At 63.6% G+C, this 21,948-nt stretch carries 21 protein-coding genes; 8 read left to right on the top strand and 13 right to left on the bottom strand.

Annotated features, from left to right (window positions below; genetic code table 11):
* Positions 1 to 74: 74 nt before the first annotated feature.
* Genes ABQM86_RS19690 through ABQM86_RS19680 form a run of 3 tightly spaced genes read right to left on the bottom strand, consistent with a single transcriptional unit; the run spans position 75 to position 4,271 of the window.
* Entirely contained in the window at positions 75 to 1,928 is a 1,854-nt protein-coding gene (locus ABQM86_RS19690) for an FG-GAP-like repeat-containing protein (protein ID WP_369745356.1), read from the bottom strand.
* Between the two features lie 15 nt (positions 1,929 to 1,943).
* Positions 1,944 to 3,092 carry an FG-GAP repeat domain-containing protein gene (locus ABQM86_RS19685; RefSeq protein ID WP_369745355.1) on the bottom strand — a complete coding sequence of 383 codons (1,149 nt, stop codon included), beginning with the start codon at positions 3,090 to 3,092 and terminating at the stop codon, positions 1,944 to 1,946.
* 51 nt (positions 3,093 to 3,143) lie between these two features.
* Positions 3,144 to 4,271 (bottom strand): FG-GAP repeat domain-containing protein, encoded by a 1,128-nt coding sequence (locus ABQM86_RS19680; RefSeq protein ID WP_369745354.1) that lies wholly within the window; start codon positions 4,269 to 4,271, stop codon positions 3,144 to 3,146.
* Positions 4,272 to 4,474: 203 nt separating this feature from the next.
* On the opposite strand from ABQM86_RS19680, the gene ABQM86_RS19675 reads away from it, so the two are divergent.
* The 3 genes from ABQM86_RS19675 (at position 4,475) to ABQM86_RS19665 (ending at position 7,230) form a co-directional block, all read left to right on the top strand.
* Positions 4,475 to 5,083 (top strand): TetR/AcrR family transcriptional regulator, encoded by a 609-nt coding sequence (locus ABQM86_RS19675; protein WP_207595291.1) that lies wholly within the window; start codon positions 4,475 to 4,477, stop codon positions 5,081 to 5,083.
* A 281-nt stretch (positions 5,084 to 5,364) separates the two neighbouring features.
* Positions 5,365 to 6,555, top strand: a complete 1,191-nt coding sequence (locus ABQM86_RS19670; protein ID WP_207595290.1) for an NADP-dependent malic enzyme — start codon at positions 5,365 to 5,367, stop codon at positions 6,553 to 6,555.
* 171 nt (positions 6,556 to 6,726) lie between these two features.
* Positions 6,727 to 7,230: a DUF456 domain-containing protein gene (locus tag ABQM86_RS19665; protein WP_280624304.1), complete on the top strand. Its 504-nt coding sequence runs from the start codon at positions 6,727 to 6,729 to the stop codon at positions 7,228 to 7,230.
* Positions 7,231 to 7,320: 90 nt separating this feature from the next.
* On the opposite strand, the gene purU is transcribed toward ABQM86_RS19665, so the two are convergent.
* The 7 genes from purU to glyA are packed head-to-tail and all read right to left on the bottom strand — an operon-like array spanning position 7,321 to position 16,266.
* Positions 7,321 to 8,220, bottom strand: a complete 900-nt coding sequence (gene purU, locus ABQM86_RS19660; RefSeq protein WP_337341072.1) for a formyltetrahydrofolate deformylase — start codon at positions 8,218 to 8,220, stop codon at positions 7,321 to 7,323.
* Positions 8,221 to 8,222: 2 nt separating this feature from the next.
* A complete protein-coding gene (locus tag ABQM86_RS19655; RefSeq protein ID WP_280624300.1) occupies positions 8,223 to 9,626 on the bottom strand; it encodes an L-serine ammonia-lyase in 1,404 nt (467 codons plus the stop codon).
* The gene (locus ABQM86_RS19650; protein WP_207595286.1) at positions 9,626 to 10,285 is read right to left on the bottom strand and encodes a sarcosine oxidase subunit gamma; all 660 of its coding nucleotides are present in this window, start codon (positions 10,283 to 10,285) and stop codon (positions 9,626 to 9,628) included. Before ABQM86_RS19650 ends, ABQM86_RS19655 begins: the two co-directional genes overlap by 1 nt.
* Complete coding sequence (locus ABQM86_RS19645) at positions 10,278 to 13,223, bottom strand: sarcosine oxidase subunit alpha family protein (RefSeq protein ID WP_369745353.1); 2,946 nt, start codon at positions 13,221 to 13,223, stop codon at positions 10,278 to 10,280. Before ABQM86_RS19645 ends, ABQM86_RS19650 begins: the two co-directional genes overlap by 8 nt.
* A 2-nt stretch (positions 13,224 to 13,225) precedes the next feature.
* Entirely contained in the window at positions 13,226 to 13,642 is a 417-nt protein-coding gene (locus ABQM86_RS19640; RefSeq protein WP_369745351.1) for a sarcosine oxidase subunit delta, read from the bottom strand.
* Between the two features lie 21 nt (positions 13,643 to 13,663).
* Complete coding sequence (locus ABQM86_RS19635; RefSeq protein ID WP_011776430.1) at positions 13,664 to 14,884, bottom strand: sarcosine oxidase subunit beta family protein; 1,221 nt, start codon at positions 14,882 to 14,884, stop codon at positions 13,664 to 13,666.
* On the bottom strand, positions 14,881 to 16,266 hold the full coding sequence (gene glyA / locus ABQM86_RS19630) for a serine hydroxymethyltransferase (RefSeq protein ID WP_242703429.1): 1,386 nt from the start codon (positions 16,264 to 16,266) through the stop codon (positions 14,881 to 14,883). The genes ABQM86_RS19635 and glyA overlap by 4 nt, the downstream gene beginning before the upstream one ends.
* A gap of 151 nt (positions 16,267 to 16,417) precedes the next feature.
* Here glyA and ABQM86_RS19625 point away from each other — a divergent pair, with 151 nt between their 5' ends.
* Complete coding sequence (locus tag ABQM86_RS19625) at positions 16,418 to 17,089, top strand: GntR family transcriptional regulator (protein WP_089596525.1); 672 nt, start codon at positions 16,418 to 16,420, stop codon at positions 17,087 to 17,089.
* Positions 17,090 to 17,393: 304 nt separating this feature from the next.
* Here the strand turns inward: ABQM86_RS19625 and ABQM86_RS19620 are convergent, their stop codons facing one another.
* The gene (locus tag ABQM86_RS19620; RefSeq protein ID WP_207595280.1) at positions 17,394 to 17,873 is read right to left on the bottom strand and encodes a DUF4383 domain-containing protein; all 480 of its coding nucleotides are present in this window, start codon (positions 17,871 to 17,873) and stop codon (positions 17,394 to 17,396) included.
* A gap of 155 nt (positions 17,874 to 18,028) precedes the next feature.
* Here ABQM86_RS19620 and ABQM86_RS19615 point away from each other — a divergent pair, with 155 nt between their 5' ends.
* From ABQM86_RS19615 to ABQM86_RS19605, 3 genes are all read left to right on the top strand, one after another.
* Positions 18,029 to 19,000 (top strand): hypothetical protein, encoded by a 972-nt coding sequence (locus ABQM86_RS19615; RefSeq protein WP_369745350.1) that lies wholly within the window; start codon positions 18,029 to 18,031, stop codon positions 18,998 to 19,000.
* Positions 19,001 to 19,109: 109 nt separating this feature from the next.
* A complete protein-coding gene (locus ABQM86_RS19610) occupies positions 19,110 to 19,496 on the top strand; it encodes a metalloregulator ArsR/SmtB family transcription factor (protein ID WP_280624286.1) in 387 nt (128 codons plus the stop codon).
* The gene (locus ABQM86_RS19605; protein WP_207595277.1) at positions 19,493 to 19,960 is read left to right on the top strand and encodes an SRPBCC family protein; all 468 of its coding nucleotides are present in this window, start codon (positions 19,493 to 19,495) and stop codon (positions 19,958 to 19,960) included. The genes ABQM86_RS19610 and ABQM86_RS19605 overlap by 4 nt, the downstream gene beginning before the upstream one ends.
* Here the strand turns inward: ABQM86_RS19605 and ABQM86_RS19600 are convergent.
* Positions 19,957 to 20,613: a LysE family translocator gene (locus tag ABQM86_RS19600; RefSeq protein WP_369745349.1), complete on the bottom strand. Its 657-nt coding sequence runs from the start codon at positions 20,611 to 20,613 to the stop codon at positions 19,957 to 19,959. The two genes, ABQM86_RS19605 and ABQM86_RS19600, sit on opposite strands and share 4 nt — an antisense overlap.
* A gap of 101 nt (positions 20,614 to 20,714) precedes the next feature.
* On the opposite strand from ABQM86_RS19600, the gene ABQM86_RS19595 reads away from it, so the two are divergent.
* Positions 20,715 to 21,170: an Lrp/AsnC family transcriptional regulator gene (locus ABQM86_RS19595; protein ID WP_280624280.1), complete on the top strand. Its 456-nt coding sequence runs from the start codon at positions 20,715 to 20,717 to the stop codon at positions 21,168 to 21,170.
* A 7-nt stretch (positions 21,171 to 21,177) separates the two neighbouring features.
* On the opposite strand, the gene ABQM86_RS19590 is transcribed toward ABQM86_RS19595, so the two are convergent.
* Entirely contained in the window at positions 21,178 to 21,687 is a 510-nt protein-coding gene (locus ABQM86_RS19590) for an Lrp/AsnC family transcriptional regulator (RefSeq protein WP_369745348.1), read from the bottom strand.
* Positions 21,688 to 21,948: the final 261 nt, after the last annotated feature.

Genomic DNA, 21,948 nt, shown 5'->3' with positions numbered 1-21,948 from the left:
ACTTATTGGGTTTGGAATATCGTTATTTGCAGGAATGTGTCGCACGTCAAACCCAAAACTCAACCAAAATCGGCTTAGAAAACCGCAGTGAATCCGCCCCAGCCCCAACCAACAACGCCAGCGCCCTTCCAGCCGCTGCTGCCACTGCCGTAGTACATGTTCAGCTGGCCCGAGGCGTCGATGGCCCAGACATCGTTTAAGCCATCGCCGTTGAAGTCTCCCGCGCCGCCGGTGCGCGACATGACGTTCCAGCCGGTGCCGATGGACCGTGCAGTGGTCCAGCCGCCGCTGCCGTTGCCGCCGTAGAGACGGAGGTTCCCGGCATTGTCGCGGCCCATGACGTCGGGGTTGCCGTCACCGTCGAAATCGCCGGGGGAGAAGACCTGGCTGAGGGCATCCCAACCTTGGCCGACTGCGCCCGGGGAGCGGAAACCGCCCACGCCGTTCCCGGGGTAGAGGACCAGAGCTCCTGAAGGGGTGCGGGCCAGGAGGTCGTTGGCGCCGTCCCCTGAGAAGTCGCCGGCTGCGATGACGGAGTCAAAGATGTCCCAGCCCCATCCGACTTCCTTGCGCGGCAGCCAGCCGCCGGTCCCGTTGCCCGGATAGAGGAACAGGGTGCCGGCATCATCCCGGGCCAGTACGTCGTTGAAGCCGTCGCCGTTGAAGTCGCCGGCGTTGAACACGAGGTCGAAAACATCCCAGCCATACCCGATGGTCTTCGCCGCTTGCCATCGTCCGGCGCCGTCCGTCGGGTAGAGCAGAAGGTTCGCCGCGGCGTTCCGGGCGAACAGGTCCAAGGAGGCACCGGCGTCGAAACCTGCTGTGTGGGCTTTGTTCCGCACCACAGTGCGGCTGTAGACCGTGAACGGGCGAGTGGCCGTGGCCGGATTGCCGGCCTGGACCACTGCGCGGAAGCCGACGACGGCGCCACGGTCGGCAGCGGTCAGCGTGTAGGTTTTGGCGGTGGCCCCGTTGATCGGGGTACCGTTCCGCACCCATTCGTACCGCACGCTGACGGCGCCGCCGGCCGTCCCGGTGGAGACGCTGCCCTCGCTGAAAGCACCCGTGAGTTTTTCTCCCACGGTCAGCTTGCCTTGGAGCGCCGGGGCAGTTGCGGTAATGGGGGAGGTGGGGGTGAGCGGCAGGGAGGATGCCGACACAGCCCGGTACCCTGCCCGGGTGGCCGTGACGCGGACGGACAGGGTCTGGTCCAGGTCGGCTTCGGCTACCCGGTAGCTGTTGACGGTAGCGCCGGGGATGGGTTGGCCGTTCCGCAGCCACTGGTAGGCGAAGCCAGTGGGCGGGTAGGTCCAGGTGCCGTTGTCAGTGGTCAGTACTTGGTCGTAGCGGGCCACTCCGGACACCACTGGTGTTTTGGTATTGGGGTTGTCGATGAGCGGGAAATTGGGGTTGTTGACGGAGAAGTCGACGCCGTCCAGGGTGCCGGGCCGTTGCGTTGGCGCGTCGAGGCCTTGGCTCAGGAAGAGGATGTTGCCGTCACGGCCGTAGCGCACGGATCCCTGCCCCGCAGGAAGCACAATGTTGACGCTGAGGAGTTTGTACCGGCCCGTGCGTTTGAACGCGCTTCCGTTGACCGGCACCTTGGCCTGCGCACTGTATGGTCCCGGAGCCGCGCTGGTGGGTCCATAGAGAATTGCCTGCTCCAGCGTGTCCTCGTTGACGAACGCGAATCCCACTTCCCGGGCCGGCCCGCTCAGGGTGAAGGAGAGGGAGATGGTATTGCCGGGGACCACGGTGGCGGGTGAAGTCCGCGTCACCACGGTAGGCAGCGGCGCCGGTCCTGCTGCGTTGGCACCCGGCGGCGGAACCGCGATGGCGAGGGCGGCGCACAGGAGAATGGCCAGAAGGAGGTGGAAACCCAGCCGCAGCGGACGTCCGGAAGCCAAGGCGGAAGAATGAAATGTCATAAGATCCCCCAAGTCTTAGAAGACTGCGTTGAAACCGCCCCAGCCCCAACCGATGGCACCGGCGCCGTTCCAGCCGCCGTCGCCGTCGCCGTAGTAGGCGAGCAGTTGGCCGGAGCCGTCCACCGCGTAGACGTCCACGTTGCCGTTGCCGTCAATATCGCCGGCCGCGCCGATGGTAGCCATGCCGCCCCACCCTTGGCCGACCACCGTCATACCGGCCCAGCCTCCCGCGCCGTTGCCCTTATACAGGCGCAAGGCTCCAGCTGCGTCGCGTGCCAGGATGTCCACGTTGTGGTCGCCGTTGAAGTCGCCGGGGGTGATGATCCTGTTGACCACGTTCCATCCGCTGCCCACCACGGAGCGGGTAAGCCAGCCGCCGTTTCCGTTGCCCGGGTAGAGGTAGAGGAGGCCGCCGGCGTCGCGGGCCAGGAGGTCATTGGTGCCGTCGCCGTTGAAGTCGCCGGGGGAAACGATCGAGTTGAAGGCGTTCCAGCCGCTGCCTACCTGGCGCCCGGCGAGGAAACCGCCGTTGCCTGTTCCCGCGTAAAGGAAGAGATTGCCGGCCGAATCCTTGGCCAGGATGTCGTTGGCACCGTCGCCGTTGAAGTCGCCGGGGGACACCACAGCTCCGAAGCCGTTCCAGCCCGGCCCCACTGTCCTGGCGGATTCCCAGGCGTTGTTGACGCGCGGATACATCATGAGGGTGCCGTCGGTGCGGCGGGCGAGTATCTCAAAAGCACCGCGCCCGGTGAAGCCGTTCGCCCTGTTGGAAGCGGAGATCGGGGCGGTCTCTTCGCTGGAGACTTCCAGCGGCTCGCACCCATTCTGGCTGGCCACGACATGGGCTGCGATGGTCTTGCCACGATCTGACTCATCGAGCGTATAGGTCCACCACGCCCAGTGGTCCTGGGCTCGAACGCCGTCGCGGGTCCAGTAAATGCCGTAGTCCGGGCCGGCAGCGGCGCCGCAGCCACGGTAGGAAGCAGGATCGATTTCAAGCGTGAGTGTTGAGCCAACAAAGGGCGCACCGTGAACCACGGGATTCGAGGGATCCATGGTTGCCATGGCGGGTGCCGGCGCGAAGGCGAGTGAGGCGACGACCGCCGCTGCAATGCCAGCCACCACCCGGCGCACACCTGACGTAGGGCGCGTTGGTGCGTTCATGATGTCCTCCCCAGACTTTATGGGGCTAATTCTACCGCGCAGGGGTTTTCTCTAGAAGATCGCTGTGAATCCGTTCCAACCATGACCGGCGATCTCAGACCCGCGCCATCCGGTGCGCCCGTTGCCGTAGTAGATCACCAATCGACCCTGCTGATCGACGCCATAAACATCGTTGAAACCGTCATTGTCGAAGTCCCCGGCGGCACCCGCTGCTTTCAGCGCGTTCCAGCCGACCCCGATCAACCATGACCTCGTCCATCCGCCGGCACCGTTGCCGCCGTAGAAGTAGAGATATCCGCTGCGGTCCCGGGCCAGTACGTCCACGTTGCCGTCGCCGTTGAAGTCCCCCGGCGTCAGCAGCGCATCCATCATCTGCCAGCCCTGCCCGACGGCGGTCCTCGCCAACCAGCCCCCCGAACCATTGCCCGGGTACAGGTAAAGAGCGCCGCCGGGTTCGCGGGCCAGGACGTCGTTGTGGCCATCGCCGTTGAAGTCTCCGGGGCTCAGGATCGTGTCGAAGACGTTCCAGCCCTTACCAATGGTCTGTGCCGGTTTCCATCCACCGGTTCCGTCGCCGGCATAGAGATACAGGGTTCCTGCAGAGTCCTTGGCGATCACATCGCCCTTGCCGTCGCCGTTGAAGTCGCCCGGCGAGAAGGTCAGGTTGAAGATGTTCCAACCCCAGCCCACCGTCCGTGCCGCTTCCCATGCGCTTCCCTTGCGGCCGTAGAGTTGCAAGGCGCCGTCGGTGCCGCGGGCCAGCAACTCGTAGCTCCTGCCCGTGAACCCGGCCGCCCGGTTGGCGGCGCCCACGGGTTTGGTTTCGTCGCTGTGCAGGGAATCGCCGCTGCAGGCCGTCTTGCTGGCGGTGACATGGGCGGCCATCCGGGCCCCGGTGTCGTCGGGCTGCAGCGCGTAAGTCCGGGCTGTCTCGCCAGCCACCAGGAATCCGTCCCTGGTCCAGTAGATGGTGAAGTCCGTTCCCTTGCCGCCGCCGCAGCCGTAGAACGTGTACGGGCCGATGTCTACGGTGAGCTTGCCGCCGACGAACGCCTCTCCACTGAGGACGGGATCGGGTCCGCTGCTTTGGGCGGCCGACGCCGGGAGCGGACTCAGTGCCATGGCCGCCACAGCTGCGGTCAGCAGCGCTGCTGCCATCCGGCGTCGAAATGTCCCCATATGCGTTCCTCCCGTGATCCAGACCTGCCTGCAGTGTATGTGCGCGGAGCGCCAATGGCAGGGAGCGGCATGCGCGCTTTCTTGGCTGGAGAGCTCTCAGGAAACGGTCATATAGCTCCCGTATCATTGATGCGATCGGCCAGCCGAGGGTCTATGACCCCAGCCGGCCGCTTCCTTGTCAGCCTGCCAAGAGATCGCCGGAAATGCCCGCCTCAAACTCACTGGAACCGTATTCCCTTGACCTGACCACGGGGTTGCCCCGTATGGCTGCCGCGCCCACCACCCCGCGGCAGCAGCTGCGTTATGCCCGCATCCTGAAGACTGCTGCGGGTTTTGCCCAAAGGCAGTTCGATACGCTGAGCCTTTCCGACGTCGCGGCCAGGGCTGATATCCCGCTCGGCACGCTGTACCGCTACTTTCCCTCCACAGCCCACCTGATGCTGGCCGTGTACAGGCAGCAGCTGCGGGAGCTCCGGGATGGCGTCCGTCGCCGCGAAGGTAAAGGTCACGCGCTCGCGGGTTTGATGATGGAAATCTTCCATCTGAGGGTCATGCAGCCGGGGGTGGAGCACTGTTTGATCCGTCCTGCAGGCAAGGACGACGACACCGCACAGTTGCTGCGCGAGATCGATGCCTTGTCCGAGGAGGTGGTGGGTTCGCTCAGCAAGGACACCGGCCAGGATTCCGTGCGTGCCAGGATCCTGCTCCACCTCGTTAGTGGACTTGTCCAAGCCGTTCGATGCCGACGGTTGTCGCTCTTTGAAGCCGAAAAAGATCTGAAGAAAGCCTGCTCGCTGCTGACCGGAGAATGACGGAATGTGGACTCTGGTCTAGACCAGCAGGGCTTCTGAACACGGTTTTTCGCATGACGTGGATCACAATTGGAGCTGGTTGAACGTTTTACTCTCGAATCGTCTCTCTTGGTATTGAATCTTGTACCTCCTCAGGCTCCCTAGGCTGGAAACACCGAAGCGGCTAGCAGCCCCCTACCTGCAGAAGCAACGCCGGACCAGCCATCCTTGGTCCGCTACAGCAGTTCTGTTCCTGCCCGAACCATGCCGTGGGTCCACGGCTAGCCTGAGGAGACAAAGACGTGTCCATTGAGACAATTGCTACAGACAACGACGCCCTGGTACTGACCGAAGAAGAGATCTTCGCAGCCCACGAAGGCGGCAAGCTGACCATTTCCAGCACCGTGCCGCTGAACAACAAGCGCGACCTTTCCATCGCCTACACCCCCGGAGTCGCGCAGGTCAGCCGCGCAATCCACGCCAACCCCGAGCTTGCCCGCACCCACACCTGGGCCGAGCGCCTGGTTGTTGTAGTCAGCGACGGCACCGCGGTCCTTGGCCTCGGCAACATCGGCCCCAGCGCCTCCCTGCCGGTCATGGAAGGCAAGTCTGCCCTGTTCAAGTCCTTCGGGGACCTCGACTCCATCCCGCTGGTCCTCAACACCACCAACGTGGACGAGATCATTGAGACCCTGGTCCGCTTGCGCCCCAGCTTCGGCGCCGTGAACCTTGAAGACATCTCCGCTCCCCGCTGCTTCGAACTCGAAGAGCGCCTCATCGAAGCCCTCGACTGCCCGGTCATGCACGATGACCAGCACGGCACCGCCGTCGTGGTTCTTGCAGCCCTGACCAACGCCGCCAAGGTGACCCAGCGCGAACTGGCCGGGCTCAAGGTTGTTGTTTCCGGTGCGGGCGCCGCCGGCATCGCCATTGCCGAAATTCTTCTTGCTGTTGGCATCAAGGACGTCATCCTGCTCGACTCCAAGGGCGTGGTCAACGCTGACCGTGCCGATCTTGCGGCAGACCCCGGCAGCGTCAAGGCCCGCATGGCCCAGCGCACCAACCCCCGTGGCATCACCGGCGGCCCGGGCGAGGGACTGACGGGCGCAGACGTCTTTGTGGGCGTCTCCTCCTCCAAGTTGGACGAAGAGCACTTGAAGCTCATGAACGATCAGTCGATTGTGTTCGCGCTGTCCAACCCGGACCCGGAAGTTCTCCCCGAGGTTGCCCAGAAGTACGCGGCCGTTGTTGCCACCGGTCGCAGTGACTTCCCGAACCAGATCAACAACGTTCTGGCCTTCCCCGGAATCTTCCGTGGTGCACTCGATGCCAAGGCCCGCCGCATCACGCCCGCCATGAAGATCGCCGCAGCCAACGCCATCGCTGAGCTGGCCGCTGAAGACCTTTCCGCGGACTACATCGTGCCGAGCCCTCTGGATGCCCGCGTGGCACCGGCCGTCACCGCGGCAGTTGCTGCCGCCGTGGCTGAATAGGGGTTACCCGGTAGCGGTTTCCACCGCAAGACCGACGACGGCGACGCCTCCCGTGCTGGGGAGCGTCGCCGTCGTTTGTGGTTAAGGGCAACGCGGGGTCACTTACGTGCCGCCATGACGCGCTCAAGGGGCCATAAGTGACCCCGCGTTGCTGTGCATAGACTGAGGGGCATGAACGCCGAACTGATCGTGACCATCCTGTGCGGCCTGGCCATTGCGGTAGGTGTCGCCGGGACCATCATTCCTGTACTCCCGGGCAGCATCCTCATCGGTGCGAGCCTGCTGGCCTGGGCCATCTGGGGAGGCGCCGGTCCACTCGGCTGGGTGATCTTCGCCATCGGCATGGTGTTTGTGGTGGCCGGTATGGCCGCCAGTGCCGTGCTCACGGGACGGAAGCTCAAGCAACACGGCATCCCCAACCGGTCGGTGCTCATCGGCGTGGTGCTGGGCGTGGTGGGCATGTTCGTCATTCCCGTAGTGGGGCTCTTTGTGGGGTTTGCCGTAGGGCTGCTGCTCAGCGAAGTCCAACGGACGCGGGACTTCCGTACAGCCGTCCGATCCAGTGGTGCCGCGCTCAAGGCAACGGGCATCGGGATCCTCGTGGAGTTCGGGTTGGCGTGTGCCGCGGCGAGCACGTGGATTATCGGCGTTTGGATCAACGCGGTGAACGGCTAAGCCCTTAAACGCCAATTCGACGGCCCGCTGCGGGTTGGATGGTTGGAACCATCTATCACGCAGCAAGCCGTCGAATCGGGTATGCAAGCCCTATTTCAACACGATTGTCCTGTTCCCATTCAGGATGATCCGCCCCTCGCAGTGCCAGCGAACGGCGTTGCTGAGGGCTTTGCATTCGGTGTCCCGGCCGGCGGCTACGAGATCGTCCGGCCCGAACGTGTGGTCCACCTCCACTACCTGCTGGGCGATGATGGGACCTTCATCCAACTCACCATTCACGTAGTGGGCGGTGGCACCCACAGTTTTCACACCACGCGCGTATGCCTGGTGATAGGGCTTGGCACCCTTGAAGCTGGGCAGGAACGAGTGGTGGATGTTGATCGCGCGGCCATCCAGTTTGCGGGCCAGATCATCACTGAGCACCTGCATGTAGCGGGCCAGGACAATGAGTTCAACGTCCAGTTCATCGATGATCTCCAGAAGGCGCCCCTCGGCGTCCGGCTTGGTAGCCGCGGTGACCGGAACGTGGAAGAACGGGATCCCGTGCCACTCCGCCAACCCCTGGTGGTCGGTGTGGTTGGACACAACGCCCACCACGTCGATGGGCAGCTCGCCGATCCGTGCGCGGAACAGGAGGTCGTTCAGGCAGTGCCCAAACTTGGAGACCATGATCAGCACACGTCGCTTGTACCCTTGGGGCTGCAGCTGCCAGTTCATGCTGTACTTATCACCTACCGGGGCGAAGTCCTCCCGCAAGGTATCAACCGTGGAGGCATCGCCGTCGGACGCGAAATGCACGCGCATGAAGAAGTGGCCCTCGGCACGATCGCCGAACTGCTTGTTGTCGATGATGTCGCAGCCGTGGTCCAGCAGGAAGCCGGACACAGCGTGCACGATGCCCGGACCTTCGGGGCAGTCGAGGGTGAGAACGTGTTCAACAGTCGTCTCCGGGGAGGCGGCGGCAGCAGTTTCAGTTTGGATGGCAGTCATGGCTAGCACTCCACTACGTTGACGGCGAGGCCTCCACGGGAGGTCTCCTTGTACTTGGATTTCATGTCGGCGCCGGTCTCGCGCATGGTCTTGATGGCCTTGTCGAGGGACACCTTGTGGCTGCCGTCGCCGTGCAGGGCAAGGCGGGCGGCATTGATGGCTTTGACGCTGGCGATCGCGTTGCGTTCGATGCAGGGGATCTGCACCAGCCCGCCCACGGGATCGCAGGTGAGCCCCAGGTTGTGTTCGATGCCCACTTCGGCGGCATTTTCCACTTGCCCAGGCGTTCCGCCCAGGACTTCGCAGAGGCCGGCGGCAGCCATGGAGCAGGCGGAGCCAACCTCACCCTGGCAGCCGACCTCGGCACCGGAAATGGACGCGTTGATTTTGAACAGGATTCCGACGGCGGCCGCCGCCAGCAGGAACCGCACGACACCGTCGTCGTTGGCTCCCGGAACAAACTTGGTGTAATAGTGCAGCACGGCCGGGACAATTCCGGCAGCACCATTGGTGGGTGCGGTGACAATCCGGCCGCCCGCGGCGTTTTCCTCGTTCACGGCCAGGGCGAACAGGTTGACCCATTCCATGGCGAGCAGCGGGTCCGAAGGATTGGAGGCAGCGCCGTCGGCCTTGTTGGCGGCGTCAGTGGCGGCAAGCGTTTTGAACAGCGACGGCGCCCGTCGCCTGACCTTCAGTCCTCCCGGCAGGATTCCCTCGGCAGAGCAGCCGTTGTCCACGCACTCCTGCATGACGGCCCAAATCCCCAGCAACCGTTCGCGGAGTTCTTCCTCGGAACGCCATACGAGTTCGTTGGCCAGCATGATGTCCGAGATGGACTTGCCTTCGCGTAGGCAGATGGCCAGCAGTTCATCTGCCGTGGTGAAGGGGTAGGGCAGGACGGTGTCATCGGCTACCACTTTGTCGGCTCCGGAGACGTCACCGTCCACTACGAAGCCGCCCCCGATGGAGTAGAAGCTGCGTTCCCGGAGTACGGTGCCCGTGTGGTCCAGCGCCCGGAAGGTCATCCCGTTGGGGTGGGCGGGCAACGACTTGCGGCGGTGCAGGACCACGTCCTCGTCCCAGTTGAAGTCCACCCGGTGGTTGCCGGCCAGGTGCAATTCCGCGTCGAGTGCCGCGGCCGCAACCTGGTCATCGGCTGTGTGGGTATTAACGGTTTCAGGGGAGTGGCCCTGCAGCCCCAGCACCACGGCCTTGTCTGAGCCGTGGCCCCGGCCGGTGGCGCCCAGGGAGCCGAAAAGCTCTGCCTGGACGCGCACCGTAGCCGGAAGCTGGCCGGACGATTCAAGACCGTCCGTGAACTGCTTTGCCGCGCGCATGGGGCCTACCGTGTGTGAAGACGACGGTCCGATGCCAACAGAAAACAGATCAAGCACACTCAGTGCCATCAGGGGACCTCAGGCGAGGCGTACTCCCGCATGGCGTCGAGGAGCCAGCGTCCCAGGAAATCGGCAAACGAGGCCCGGGGAAAGATCCGGTACGACTCATCCGAGGTCTTCCAGAGCATCACCGGGATGTGCGCGAGCTCAGTGGAGACAGCCGTGCCGGCCTTGAAGACCCGTGGATGCAGGTCCAAGGCGCAGGTCTTCTCCAGCACTGCGCGGGCGTGGCTGCCGGAGAGCTCAAACGTGGTGCGGTTGGCGGACAGGTCCACCACCTGGCCGGCGTCGCCACCCAGCGCCGAGGTCAGATCGCTGACCAGGGAGCCACCCAACGAATCGTGGGCTTCCTCCGGAGCTACCACCAGGAACTCGGTGGGGCCGAGCCACAGGGTGTTGACGGAACCCTTATCTGAAACCGCACCGCCCGTCACTGCACCGCAGGTGGCAGGCAAGCCGCCGGTCACGGACGCAACGCGGGCACCGGCGTCGGACGCTGGGTGAACCCGGATGCCCACCATGGCCTGGTAAGGGATTTCGGTGAGCGTCACCGTGCCCGGCACGGAGCCGGAGGTGAAGGCCTCAGCCAAGTGTTCGGCCGGGCTGCGGCGGGCGCCCCGGACGCGGTCGACGTGTGCGGTTTCTGCTGGTGTTGCTGTTTCAGCCATCTTTGCGGGTCCCTTCAGCATCGAAAAGTACGGTTTCGCCAACAACCACGTCCACCAATTGGTCTCCCAGCGAGGCCACCAGGGTCTCGCCGATGCGGTTGCGGCCGTTGTGAATGAGTGCCAGGGCGAAGGAACGGCCCAGCGCGGCGCTGTGGTAGCTGGAGGTCACGAAACCCTCCATGGGGACGGGTCCGGAGGCCGGGTTGAGCGGGATGCCCTTTTCCACCAGCTGCGTACCTTCCGGCAACCTCAGCGAGTGGTCCACGGGAAGGACGCTCACCAGGTGCTTGCGGTCCTCACGGCTGGCGTCCTGCCGAAGGTAGGAGCGCTTGCCGATGAAGTCCTTCGCTTTGGAGACGATCCAGTCCATGCCGGCGTCCTGCGGGGTGACCGTGCCGTCGGTGTCCTGCCCAACGATCGGGTAGCCCTTCTCGGCGCGGAGCACGTGCATGGTTTCGGTGCCGTACGGGGTGATGTTGAACTCCGCACCTGCGGCAGCAACAGCTTCCCAGGTGTTGAGTCCGTACCAGGACGGGATATTGATTTCGTAGGCCAGTTCGCCGGAGAAGGAGATGCGGCAAACGCGTGCCTGCACTCCGGAGGCCAGAGTGGTCTCGCGGAACGTCATGAACGGGAAGGCTTCAGCGTCCAGGCCACCGTTTTCGGCGAGCTGGGGAGCAACCTTGGCGATCACTGCGCGGGACTTCGGGCCAACCACGGCGATGGTGCTCCACTGCTCCGTTACGGACGTGCAGACCACATCGAGCTCCGGCCACTCCGTCTGGTGCCACTCTTCCAGCCAGTCCAGCACCTTGGCTGCGCCTCCGGTGGTGGTGGTCATGAAGTAGCGGTCCTCGTCCAAGCGGAGGGTTACGCCGTCGTCGAAGATCATGCCGTCCAAGGTGCACATGACACCGTAGCGGGCGGATCCCGGGGCGAGCTTTTTGAACGCATTGGTGTACACGCGGTTCAGGAATTCGCCGGCGTCCTTGCCACGGATCTCGATCTTGCCCAGAGTGGTGGCGTCCATGAAGCCCACGGAGTCGCGGACCGCTGCGCACTCACGCAGGACTGCCGTGTCCATGTCTTCCCCGGCCTGCGGGTAGTACCAGGGGCGCTTCCACTGTCCAACATCTTCGAACAGTGCGCCCTGGGCAACGTGCCACGGGTGGATGGAGGTGACGCGGGCGGGGTCGAACAGTTCGCCACGCTGGCGGCCTGCCAACGCTGCGAAGGCCACCGGCGTGAACGGCGCACGGTAAGCGGTGGTGCCAATTTCGCCGACCCCCGGAATGTTCTCAGCTCCGCCGAACTTCAGCGCCGCGGCGATGACGCCGATTGCGTTGACGCCGGAGGTCTTGCCCTGGTCATTGGCCGTGCTGATGGAGGTGTACCGTTTGACGTGCTCCACGGAGCGCATGCCGGCCCCGGTGGAGCGGAGGACATCGGCCACGGACTGGTCGCGCTGGAAGTCGACGAAGTGGTGGTGCCATTCGCCGGGCTCACCGGTTTGGCCGGGGACCAGCCAGAGCTGGCGGCTTGGAGCGCTGGCCACAGGTGCCTGCAGTTCCACCGGGGTGGTGGCGGATTCGAAGCCAGCGGCGATGGACGCTGCCGCTCCCGCCGAGATGCCTTCTGCCAGGCAGTCCTGCAGTTCAAAGCTGCCACGGCCGGCGCCAACCACCTGCTGGTCACGGACCGGCTTGGTGGGAATGAAGGCAGCGAGCTCATCATCCCAACGCAGCTTGCCCTGGCGCTGGCTGTGAAGGTGGACCACCGGGCTCCAACCACCGGAAACGGCGAGCAAATCGGCAGCGAGCTGTTCGACGCCTGAGGTGAGGTCGCCGTCGTCGTTAATGCTGCGGACGGTGACGCCATTCAGGCGGCCATTCTCGTCCGCCGACGTGTCAGCCACGGCGCTGCCGATCAGGACCCGGATACCGGACTCGACGGCGGCGGCTGCCTTTGCGCTGATCTGCGGACGGGCATCGACGACGGCGGCAACCGCCACGCCTGCTGCCTTCAGGTCTGCGGCAAGTGCGTAAGCGGAATCGTTGGTGGTGGTGATGACCACGCGTGAACCGGCCGCCACGGCGTAACGGTTCAGGTAGGTGCGGGCAGCCGAGGCGAGCATGATGCCGGGGCGGTCGTTGTTCTCGAACACCAACGGACGCTCGTGGGCGCCCGGAGCCAGGACAACCTGCTTGGCACGGATGTGCCAAATACGCTGGCGCGAGACACCCGATGCTGCCGGGACGCTGAGGTGGTCCGTGCGGTTCTGGGCTGCGATGAAGTAGTTGGAGTCGTAGGAACCGAAGGCAGTGGTGCGGTTCAGCACCGTGCATTCGCCGGCGGAAACCAGTTCGGCTTCGACGTCAGCAACCCATTCCAGGGCCGGCTTGCCTTCGATCTGTTCGGCCAGCTCCGGGGCGGTGGAACCGGAGAGCAGGGAGCCTCCGAGCTCGGGCTGGTCGTCGATCAGGATGACGCGGGCCCCGGTGCGGACAGCTTCGCGGGCGGCTGCCAAGCCGGCGATGCCACCGCCGACGACCAAGACATCCGTGTGGACATACTTCTTGTCGTACTCAGCCTTGTCCTCGTTGGGATCAAGCTTGCCAAGGCCGGACAGGAGCTCAATGTTCATGCCGTCCACCAAGGACACTGCGGTGGCGGGAAGCATGGACTCGGCAACGTGTCCGCGGAAGCGGGGCGCGATCTTGACCAAGGCATTGGACTCTTCCACGCCGGCGGCCATGATGCCGCGGGGGCGGTCCTCGTAGAGGGAGTTGCCGGCGTTGATGTGGCCGTTGGCGAGCAGCGCCGAAGCGATGGTGTCGCCAGGGTGGCCGGTGAATTCCTGGCCGTCCACGGTGAAGCGCCAAGAGATGCTGCGATCGATGCGTCCGCCGGTGGCGAGGCGTGCGTTCTTGTTGGTCACTTCTAGACTCCTTCCGAGGAGATGGGGGTGGTTGCCGTGGGGGCGGTGGCTCCGGCGGCGAGCCCGGGTTCGCCGGCCTGCCCGAAGTCCCCGGACTGGGTGAACTCCCCTGGTTTGTCCGGTTCGCTCTTCGGGCTGTTCACTGTGAGGTCCGGGCGGGGCTGGCCCATCCCGTAAATGGAGTGGATTTCGTAGCTCACGGTGTCGCGGAGCATGTTGAACCACTGGCGGCAGCCAGTGCTGTGGACCCAGCGCTCGGCGAAGGTGCCCTTGGTGTTCTCGCGGTAGAACAGGTATTCAGCCCATTCGCGGTCCGTGAGGTCGTTCGGGTTCTCCGGGTAGGCGATGTGTGCTTGGCCGCCGTAGTGGAATTCGGTTTCGTCGCGTGGCCCGCAGTTGGGGCATGAAATGAGGAGCATGTCTTTTCAGTCCTGTCCTGGCTAGTGGGCTACGGCTGCGGCGCCGTGTTCGTCGATCAAGGCGCCGGTTTCGAAGCGTTCCAGCGCGAACGGCTTGTTCAGCTTGTGCGGTGCGCCCGTAGCAATGGTGTGCGCGAAGGTCAGGCCTGCCGCCGGAGTGCCCTTGAAGCCGCCGGTTCCCCAACCGCAGTTGACGAACATGTTCTCCACGGGGCTCAGCCCCACGATCGGCGAGGCGTCCAGTGTGGTGTCCACAATGCCGCCCCAGGTCCGGAGCACGTGGGCCCGGGCGAAGATCGGGAAGAGCTCAACAGCTGCTGCCATCTGCTCCTCAATCACGTGGAACGAGCCGCGCTGGCCGTAGCCGTTGTAGGAGTCCACGCCGGCGCCCATTACCAGTTCGCCCTTGTGGGCCTGGGACACGTACACGTGCACGTGGTTGGACATGACAACTGTGGGGTGGACCGGCTCGTGCAGTTCGGAGACCAAGGCCTGGAGCGGGTGCGACTGGATCGGCAGGCGGAAGCCGGCCATTTCTGCCAGGACTGAGCTGTGGCCGGCGGCGCAGAGGCCCACCTTTTCGGTGTTGATGGTGCCGCGGGTGGTCTGGACTCCAGTGACGCGGTTGCCGTCCTTGATGAAGCCGGTGACTTCGCAGTTCTGGATGATGTCCACGCCCAGTTCGTCGCACTTGCGTGCAAAGGCCCACGCCACGTGATCGTGCTTGGCAATGCCTGCGCGTGGCTGGTACGTGGCGCCCATGACGGGGTAGCGGATGTTGTCGCTGATGTTCAGGATGGGGCAGAGTTCTTTGACCTGCTGAGGGTCCAGCCACTCAGCATCCACGCCGTTGAGCCGGTTGGCACCCACGCGGCGAACGCTTTCGCGGACATCGCCCAGGGTGTGGGCCAGGTTCATGACGCCGCGCTGGCTGAACAGGAAGTCGTACTCCAGCTCTTCCGGGAGGATTTCCCAGAGCTTGAGGGCGTGCTCGTAGATGGCGGCGCTCTCGTCCCAAAGGTAGTTGGAACGGATGATGGTGGTGTTGCGGGCCATGTTTCCACCGGCCAGCCAGCCCTTTTCCAGGATGGCGATGTTGGTCATGCCGTGGTTCTTCGCCAGGAAGTACGCGGTGGCCAGGCCGTGCCCGCCGCCGCCCACAATTACGGCGTCGTAGCTTTTCTTCGGGTCCGGGTTGCGCCAGAGGAAGTCCGGGTGTTCGGGGAGGTGGTCTGCACTCACTGGGCTGCTCCAATCAGTTCTGCTTCGGTTGCGGCGCCATTGCCGTTGTTGTTCAGGTGCGGGTAAAGCGGGAACTTGTCTGCCAGCGCGGTCACGCGGCGGCGAAGTTCGACGGCGGTGGCCTCGTCCAGGGTGACGTCACCTTCGGTGCCTGTCTCTGAGCCTGTGGCCTTGGTGCCGCTGTTCGCTGCGGCGATCAACGCCGTCGCAATGATGTCCGAGACTTCGGTGAAGTCCTCAGCTTTGAAACCGCGGGCGGCGAGGGCGGGAGTGCCGATGCGCAGGCCCGAGGAAACCATCGGCGGGCGGGGGTCGAAGGGAACGGCGTTGCGGTTGACCGTGATGCCGATGCGGTGCAGCGTGTCTTCTGCCTGCTGGCCGTTGAGCACTGAATGGCGGAGATCGGCAAGGACCAGGTGGACGTCGGTGCCGCCGCTGACAACGGAGATGCCGGCTGCAGCTACGTCGTCCTGGAGGAGACGCTGGGCCAGGATCTTGGAGCCTTCAAGAACGCGGACCTGCCGTTCCTGGAACTCCGGCTCAGCGGCCATCTTGAAGGCCACGGCCTTGGCGGCGATCACGTGCTCCAGCGGACCACCCTGCTGGCCGGGGAAGACTGCCGAGTTGACCTTCTTGGCGATGTCGGCATCGTTGGTCAGGATCACGCCACCGCGGGGACCGCCGAGGGTCTTGTGCGTGGTACTGGTGACGATGTGGGCGTGGGGCACCGGGCTGGGGTGCAGACCCGCGGCTACGAGACCCGCGAAGTGGGCCATGTCCACCATGAGGTAGGCACCCACCAGGTCGGCGATGCGGCGGAACTCGGCGAAGTCCAACTGGCGGGAGTAAGCAGACCAGCCGGCGACGATCAATTGCGGCTTGCTCTCAAGAGCCAGGCGCTCGACCTCAGCCATGTCTACAGTGTGGGTGTCCTCGCGGACGCCGTAGGGGACAACCTTGTAGAGCTTGCCGGAGAAGTTGATGCGCATGCCGTGGGTCAGGTGGCCACCGTGTGCCAGGTTCAGGCCCATGATGGTGTCGCCGGGGGTGATCAGCGCGTGCATGGCCGAGGCGTTGGCCTGGGCTCCGGAGTGGGGCTGGACGTTGGCGAACTCTGCACCAAACAAGGACTTCAGACGGTCGATGGCCAGCTGTTCGATCACGTCTACGTGCTCACAGCCGCCGTAGTACCGCTTGCCCGGGTAGCCCTCGGCGTACTTGTTGGTCAGCACCGATCCCTGGGCCTCCATGACGGCCGTGGGGGCGAAGTTCTCAGAGGCGATCATTTCCAGCGTGGACTGCTGGCGGATGAGTTCCTGGGCGATCGCCTGATCGACCTCCGGGTCCGCCTGGGCGAGCGGGCGGATCAGCGGTTCAACCATGGTGTTCTCCTTCAAAGCTTGTCTAGTGGCCGACTGTTAGGCAACTGATATATTAGAATTATTGCCATAGTATGTTGGAGATCACATAGTCGTCAACAGGTCAGCGGTAACTCATCCAGCAGACTATGTATGCGACTAACGGGAGAGACTAATGAGCGCAGCACTGGAAGCACTGGAATCAGTTCCGCAGGGCACGTCCCTGGCGGAGAACGCCTACTTGCTGCTGCGCGACCGGCTTATCATGCTGGACATTAAGCCCGGCGACCCCATTAATGACGGCCAGATTGCTGCAGAACTGGGAATCGGGCGCACCCCCGTCCGCGAAGCCATCAAACGCCTTGAAAGCGACCATCTCGTGGTGTCGTACCCGCGGCGCGGCACCTTCGCCACCGGCGTGGACATCACCCAGCTCGCCGAAGTCTCCGAAATCCGCGAGCTCCTGGAACCGCTTGCCTCCAGGAAGGCTGCCCGCATGGCCAGCCCCGCCATGCGTTCCGAGCTTCGCGGCGTCGCAGCGGCCATCCGTGATCTTGAAGGCCAGGACAATTCCTCCCAGGAACTCATGCGCTATGACATCCAGGTGCACCGGCTCATCTACAAAGCCTCCGCCAATGCGCACCTCGAAGACGTTCTGATCCGATACGACAACCTCGCCACCCGCATCTGGTGCCACATGCTCGAGAAGATGCCCTCCGTGTCCGGTCACATCTCCGAACACGCCGACCTCCTCACGGCCATCGCCGACGGCGACGAAGACCGCGCCGCCGAGCTCGCCCTGCACCACGTGGTCAGCTTCGAAGAGACCATCCGCAAGGTCCTCTGACCCTCTCTCACGTCCCTCGTCTTTGGGTGCGTCCCTCTCTCACGTCCCTCGTGCTTGGGTGGGTCCCTCTCTCACATCACTCGTGCTTGGGGGCGCTGCCGTGGCCGCCCCTGGCTGCGGCATTGGCACTTGTTGGGTTGCCTAACGGTGGGCGGCCTTCTTCAGCCAAGTGAGAGAGCGTGCGGGTGATGGGCTAGGGATATGAGAGGGGGACGAAAATGGCCTGGATGTGTAAAGAAAAACGGCGGCCGTCCCCTCAGGGGGAGCGGTCGCCGTCGTTTGTTCACAACGCGTGCGGGAAGGTTTACATCTTCCGTCGGGCCGTTGTTGTTTCGTCCATGGCATCCCTGCCCAGCCAGGCGCCCAAGCCGATCATGGCAACGCCGAGGATCAGGTGCAGCCAGTTGTCAGCCGTGTTGAACGGGACAAAGTTGGCAGCTGTTTCCTGGTTGATGACCAGGCCGTAGATCCAAAGAACGATGTACACGGCGCCGCCGCCCAGGAGGAACAGGCGGGCCATGCGTGCGTTCCTTGCCATGGCCAAGCCGGCCACGCCAAACAGCAGGTGAACGATGTTGTGGAGTATGGACACTTGGAAGATTCCAAGCAGCATGGCGCCTGACTCATGTCCAGCAAAGGTCATGGCGCCGAAATTGGTGGTGATTCCCGGGATGAACCCCAGGACGCCTACCAGCAGAAATACAATGCCAACGCCCATGGCGGTGTTGCGAAGCGTCAACCCCATCATGTGGTGGTGTTCGGCGGGGTGCGAAGCGGTGGTCATCAGTCCTCCCTTTCACGCGGTTACCCGGCTCTTCTCATGGAGAGCCGACCTGCGGCAAGGGGTGTGGCAAAACCTTGCCGACGCCGCCATAATACTCCTGAAATGCCTCCGATAGCAGGGGATGTGCCCAGTTCAGCGGCGGTTAGCATGGATTTATGAGCCAAGCTCCGAACGGACGTGTGCACACGATCTTCCACGACACCCGCGATCTCACGCCCTTCCGCGAGGGCTGCGTCCGCACCCCGGTCCGTGGCCTGGCCGACGGTGTGAATGACGTGCTGTCCGGCGTGCTGAGCGGACGTGACCACGCGAGGTTGTCCGTGGTGGGCAACGTACCGCGGTTGAAGATGCTTTCCTCCAAGACGGCCAAGGCGATGCACGAAGCCGTGTTCACCTCCACGGAGCCGGATGGGCTTCTCGCTTTTGGCCGCATGAATCCGGGGTGGGCCGGCTTATGCCACGTTATGGCAGGCCTGCTCGCATACAAGCATGGCGGGTTCCTGCGGGCTTCGGAGCTGCTGCAGCGCGGTTTAACAACAAGGATCGACGACGACGCCAGCCAGTTCTCGGCTTCGTACCTGGGGCAGGTGGTCACCAAAGTCGAGGTAGCCGAACGCATCGAGGTTCCGGTTCTGTTCAGTGAGGAATCCGTGTTCCTGGCGCTGGCCCATTGCCTGCGGGAGATGGGGATGACCGAGTCGGCATTGGAAGCAGTGGTCGGCTTGCCGCCGTCGTTGCCTTCTGCCCTGGCGCGCTGCACGGCGGCGTATTCGCTGGAGCGGCACCGGGACGTGGTGCTGTGGACCGAAGGTTTGCTGAACACCGACGACCTATCGGCTGCCTTGTTGCTGATCCGTGCGCGTTCCCAGCGGGCCCGGGGTGACATCGAATCCGCGCAGCTGGCCTTGAAGGAAGTCCTCCGGCGGCGGAAGACCAACCTGGCGTTGAAGAACGATGCACTGACAGACAGGGCACTCCTCGCGCTTGACCAAGGCCGCCGAACCCTGACTCCGCGGTCCAGGCGTCCTGCCCCTCCGGCTGAGCTGGAGACGCTGGAGGTCATCCGGAAAGACGCTGAAATGCGGCGCCTTTGGGAGAACGACTTCAGGCAGCTGGGCGGCGAATAAAAAACCATTGCGTCCTCGGGGGAGGAAGCGTATTCTCTTAATCAACCAAACAGTTGATCAATGAATTGATTGAATTAGGTTTGGTTGAGGACGAAGGGTTGAAGCGGCGATGGAACACGATGCCCCGGGGTCGGACACCCTGGACAGGGCTTTTATGGCGTTGGCGGATCCGGTGCGGCGGGCCATGGTGGCCCGGCTGTCCCGGGGAGATGCCACTGTCAATGAGCTCGCGGAACCATTCGCCATCACCAAGCAGGCGGTTTCCAAGCACATTCAGGTCCTGGAGCATGCGGGCCTGGTGACCCGATCCCGGGATGCCCAGCGCAGGCCGGTTCATTTGGATGCAGCAGCTTTGGAGAGGTTGACGGCTTGGATTGACCAGTACCGGCTGATCGCCGAATCCCGCTTCCGGCAGTTGGACGAACTGCTGGGTGCGGGCATCTCCCACCAAGAACACGAGAACACAACAGCAAAGAAGAAAGAGGAACTGAAATGAGCAATCCAACAACAATCACCGCTGACAGCGGCGTCCCGTTCGTTGATACAGTCCGCGAATTCGATGCTCCCGTCAGTGCGGTCTTCAAGGCCCATGTTGACCCGGACCTCTTGGCCAAATGGCTGGGCCCGCGCAGCACGGTCACCAAAATTACCGAGTACAACGCCACCACCGGCGGCAGCTGGCGCTACGAAAGCGGTGACGACAACGGAATGTATGGCTTCCGCGGCGTCTTCCACACCGTTGAAGCCGACGCACTGATCATCCAGACAGTGGAGTTCGAGGGCGCACCCAACCAGGTAGTCATCAGCACCACCACCTTCGAGGAAATCGACGGCAGGACCCGGATGGTCGCCCACGAGGTCTACCCCTCCGTGGAAGCCCGCGACATGGCCCTTGCAACGGGAATGGACTACGGCGTGATCGAAGGATACGAGCGGCTGGACGAACTGCTTGCTGCCTAAGCGCCCGCCGGCTGCAACTGCAGCAGCAGCGGGAGGAGTTGCTCGGACAACAGCACTGTTCCCAGTCCGATCATGATGATCCCGCTGGTCAGCGTCACAACCCGCGCGGCACCCGGCCGGGAAGCCAGCAACTTCCGGGACGTCAGGGCCACGCCGGTGTAGACCGCCCCTGCCAGGATCACGAAGGTTAGGCCCAGCAAACCTGACTGGATCGGAACGGGCAGTGCTGCCTCGGGGCTGACGAACTGCGGTACCAGCGCGATAAAAAAGAGCAGGCCCTTGGGGTTGATGCCGCTGGTACCCATGCCTTGAAGGAAGGTGCGGAGCTGGTTTCCGGACTGCACGACGCCGGCTTCCGCGCTGAAGCTCGCACCTCGCCACGAGCGGATGGTCGAGCCGCCGAGCCACAACAAGTAGGCCGCACCGGCGATGGTCAGCCATCCCAGGAGTCCCGGGACTCCTGCCAGCAGAGCGGCCAAGCCGGCCACCATCAGCAATGTGTGGATGACATACCCGCTGCACAGGCCCGCCACTGCGGGAACGAAGCTGCGTTGGCGTAGGCCGGCCGAGATTGAATACGCCCAGTCGACGCCGGGGGTGCACGCCAAGCTGACGGCCACCAGCATGAAGGCGAGGAACAGCTGCGGATTCACGATCTCTCCAGAGGTAGTTGGTAGGAAAACTCTAGGAAAAATCCGCCCATAAGTGTTCCCGGATTTAGCCCTTAATCCGGCATTTTGGGTAAGATTCTTGCGTGATTGACGGAATCGATAGAAGTATTTTGCGCCACCTTAAAGAGGATGGCCGAATGACGTCGACAGCCTTGGCCTCCAAGGTGGGTTTGACCGTGGCTCCATGCCATCGGCGGCTGAAGGACTTGGAGTCGTCAGGGGTGATCCGCGGCTATCGTGCCGACATCGATCCTGCTGCCGTGGGGCTGGGTTTCGAAGCGATAGTATTTGTCACCCTCAAGCAGGTGGAGCGCACCATCATGGCCGAATTCGAGGAGCGCGTGACAGCCAGTCCCAACATCGTGGAGGCGCAGCGGCTGTTTGGCTCCCCCGACTATCTGTTGAAGGTCATTGCCGCAGACTTGCCTGCCTATCAGCGCTTCTACGACGACGAACTCGCGGCTCTTCCAGCCGTGGAACGACTGACGTCAACCCTGGTGATGAAGAACTTGAAAACCAACATCGGCCCGCCCGTATAGTCCCGGCCTACTCGGCAAGCAACCCAGTTGTCCGGTAGGGAATCACTTCGCGGAGGAACATGCTGGTGGACGTGCGCACGATTCCGGGGCATAGGCGGATTTCCTCGGACACGCGGTAAAGATCGTCCGGGCTCTTGGCTACCACCCTGATGATGAGGTCGGTATCGCCGGCGGGTGCGTGGCACTCGAGGACTTCGGGGATGTCCCGGAGTGCGGCGATGGCTTCATTCAAGTGGCTTTGGTCCAGTTCGGCGCTGACCGCAGCCGCGACGCCACGCCCCAAGGCCGCCGGCAGGACGCGGCTGCTGTTCGGTCGCAGGGCTCCGGCGGCCGTCATCCGTTCCAAGCGGGACTGCACAGTTCCCCGCGCGAGATGGAGCTTCTGGGCCAGCACCATGATGGGCACACGGGGATCGTTGTCGAGGGCGGCCAGGATTCGCCGGTCCGTCGCGTCGAGTTCCTGCAAAGTGACCACTTCCTGTCCAAGTTTTCCGAGCAGACTGGTCAGATCGACCATTCTTTTTTGTGTCCGTTGCACCAACTGTATGTCTCCTGCTCAAATGGTGACAACGAAGCAGGGCAAGGCTACCGCCGGACCCCGCAGGCACCAGGCATCCGGAACACCACCCGGATCCCTGCACAGGTTTCCCGCAAGGAAGCAGCCGCTGATTGACTCTTGTTCACAGCATTGTCATTCTGCACTCGCCCGTATCGTGCGGGCAGCACAGTAAGAGCCCCTGAGCCACCGGATCGTTGCGGTAGCTGAGGGGCTCTTGCA

It is taken from the genome of Paenarthrobacter sp. AMU7 (genome assembly GCF_041200195.1).
In the GTDB taxonomy this organism is placed as follows: Bacteria; Actinomycetota; Actinomycetes; order Actinomycetales; family Micrococcaceae; genus Arthrobacter.
The sequence above is the reverse complement of the archived record's forward strand: the minus strand, read 5'-3'. Positions and strand labels throughout refer to the sequence as shown.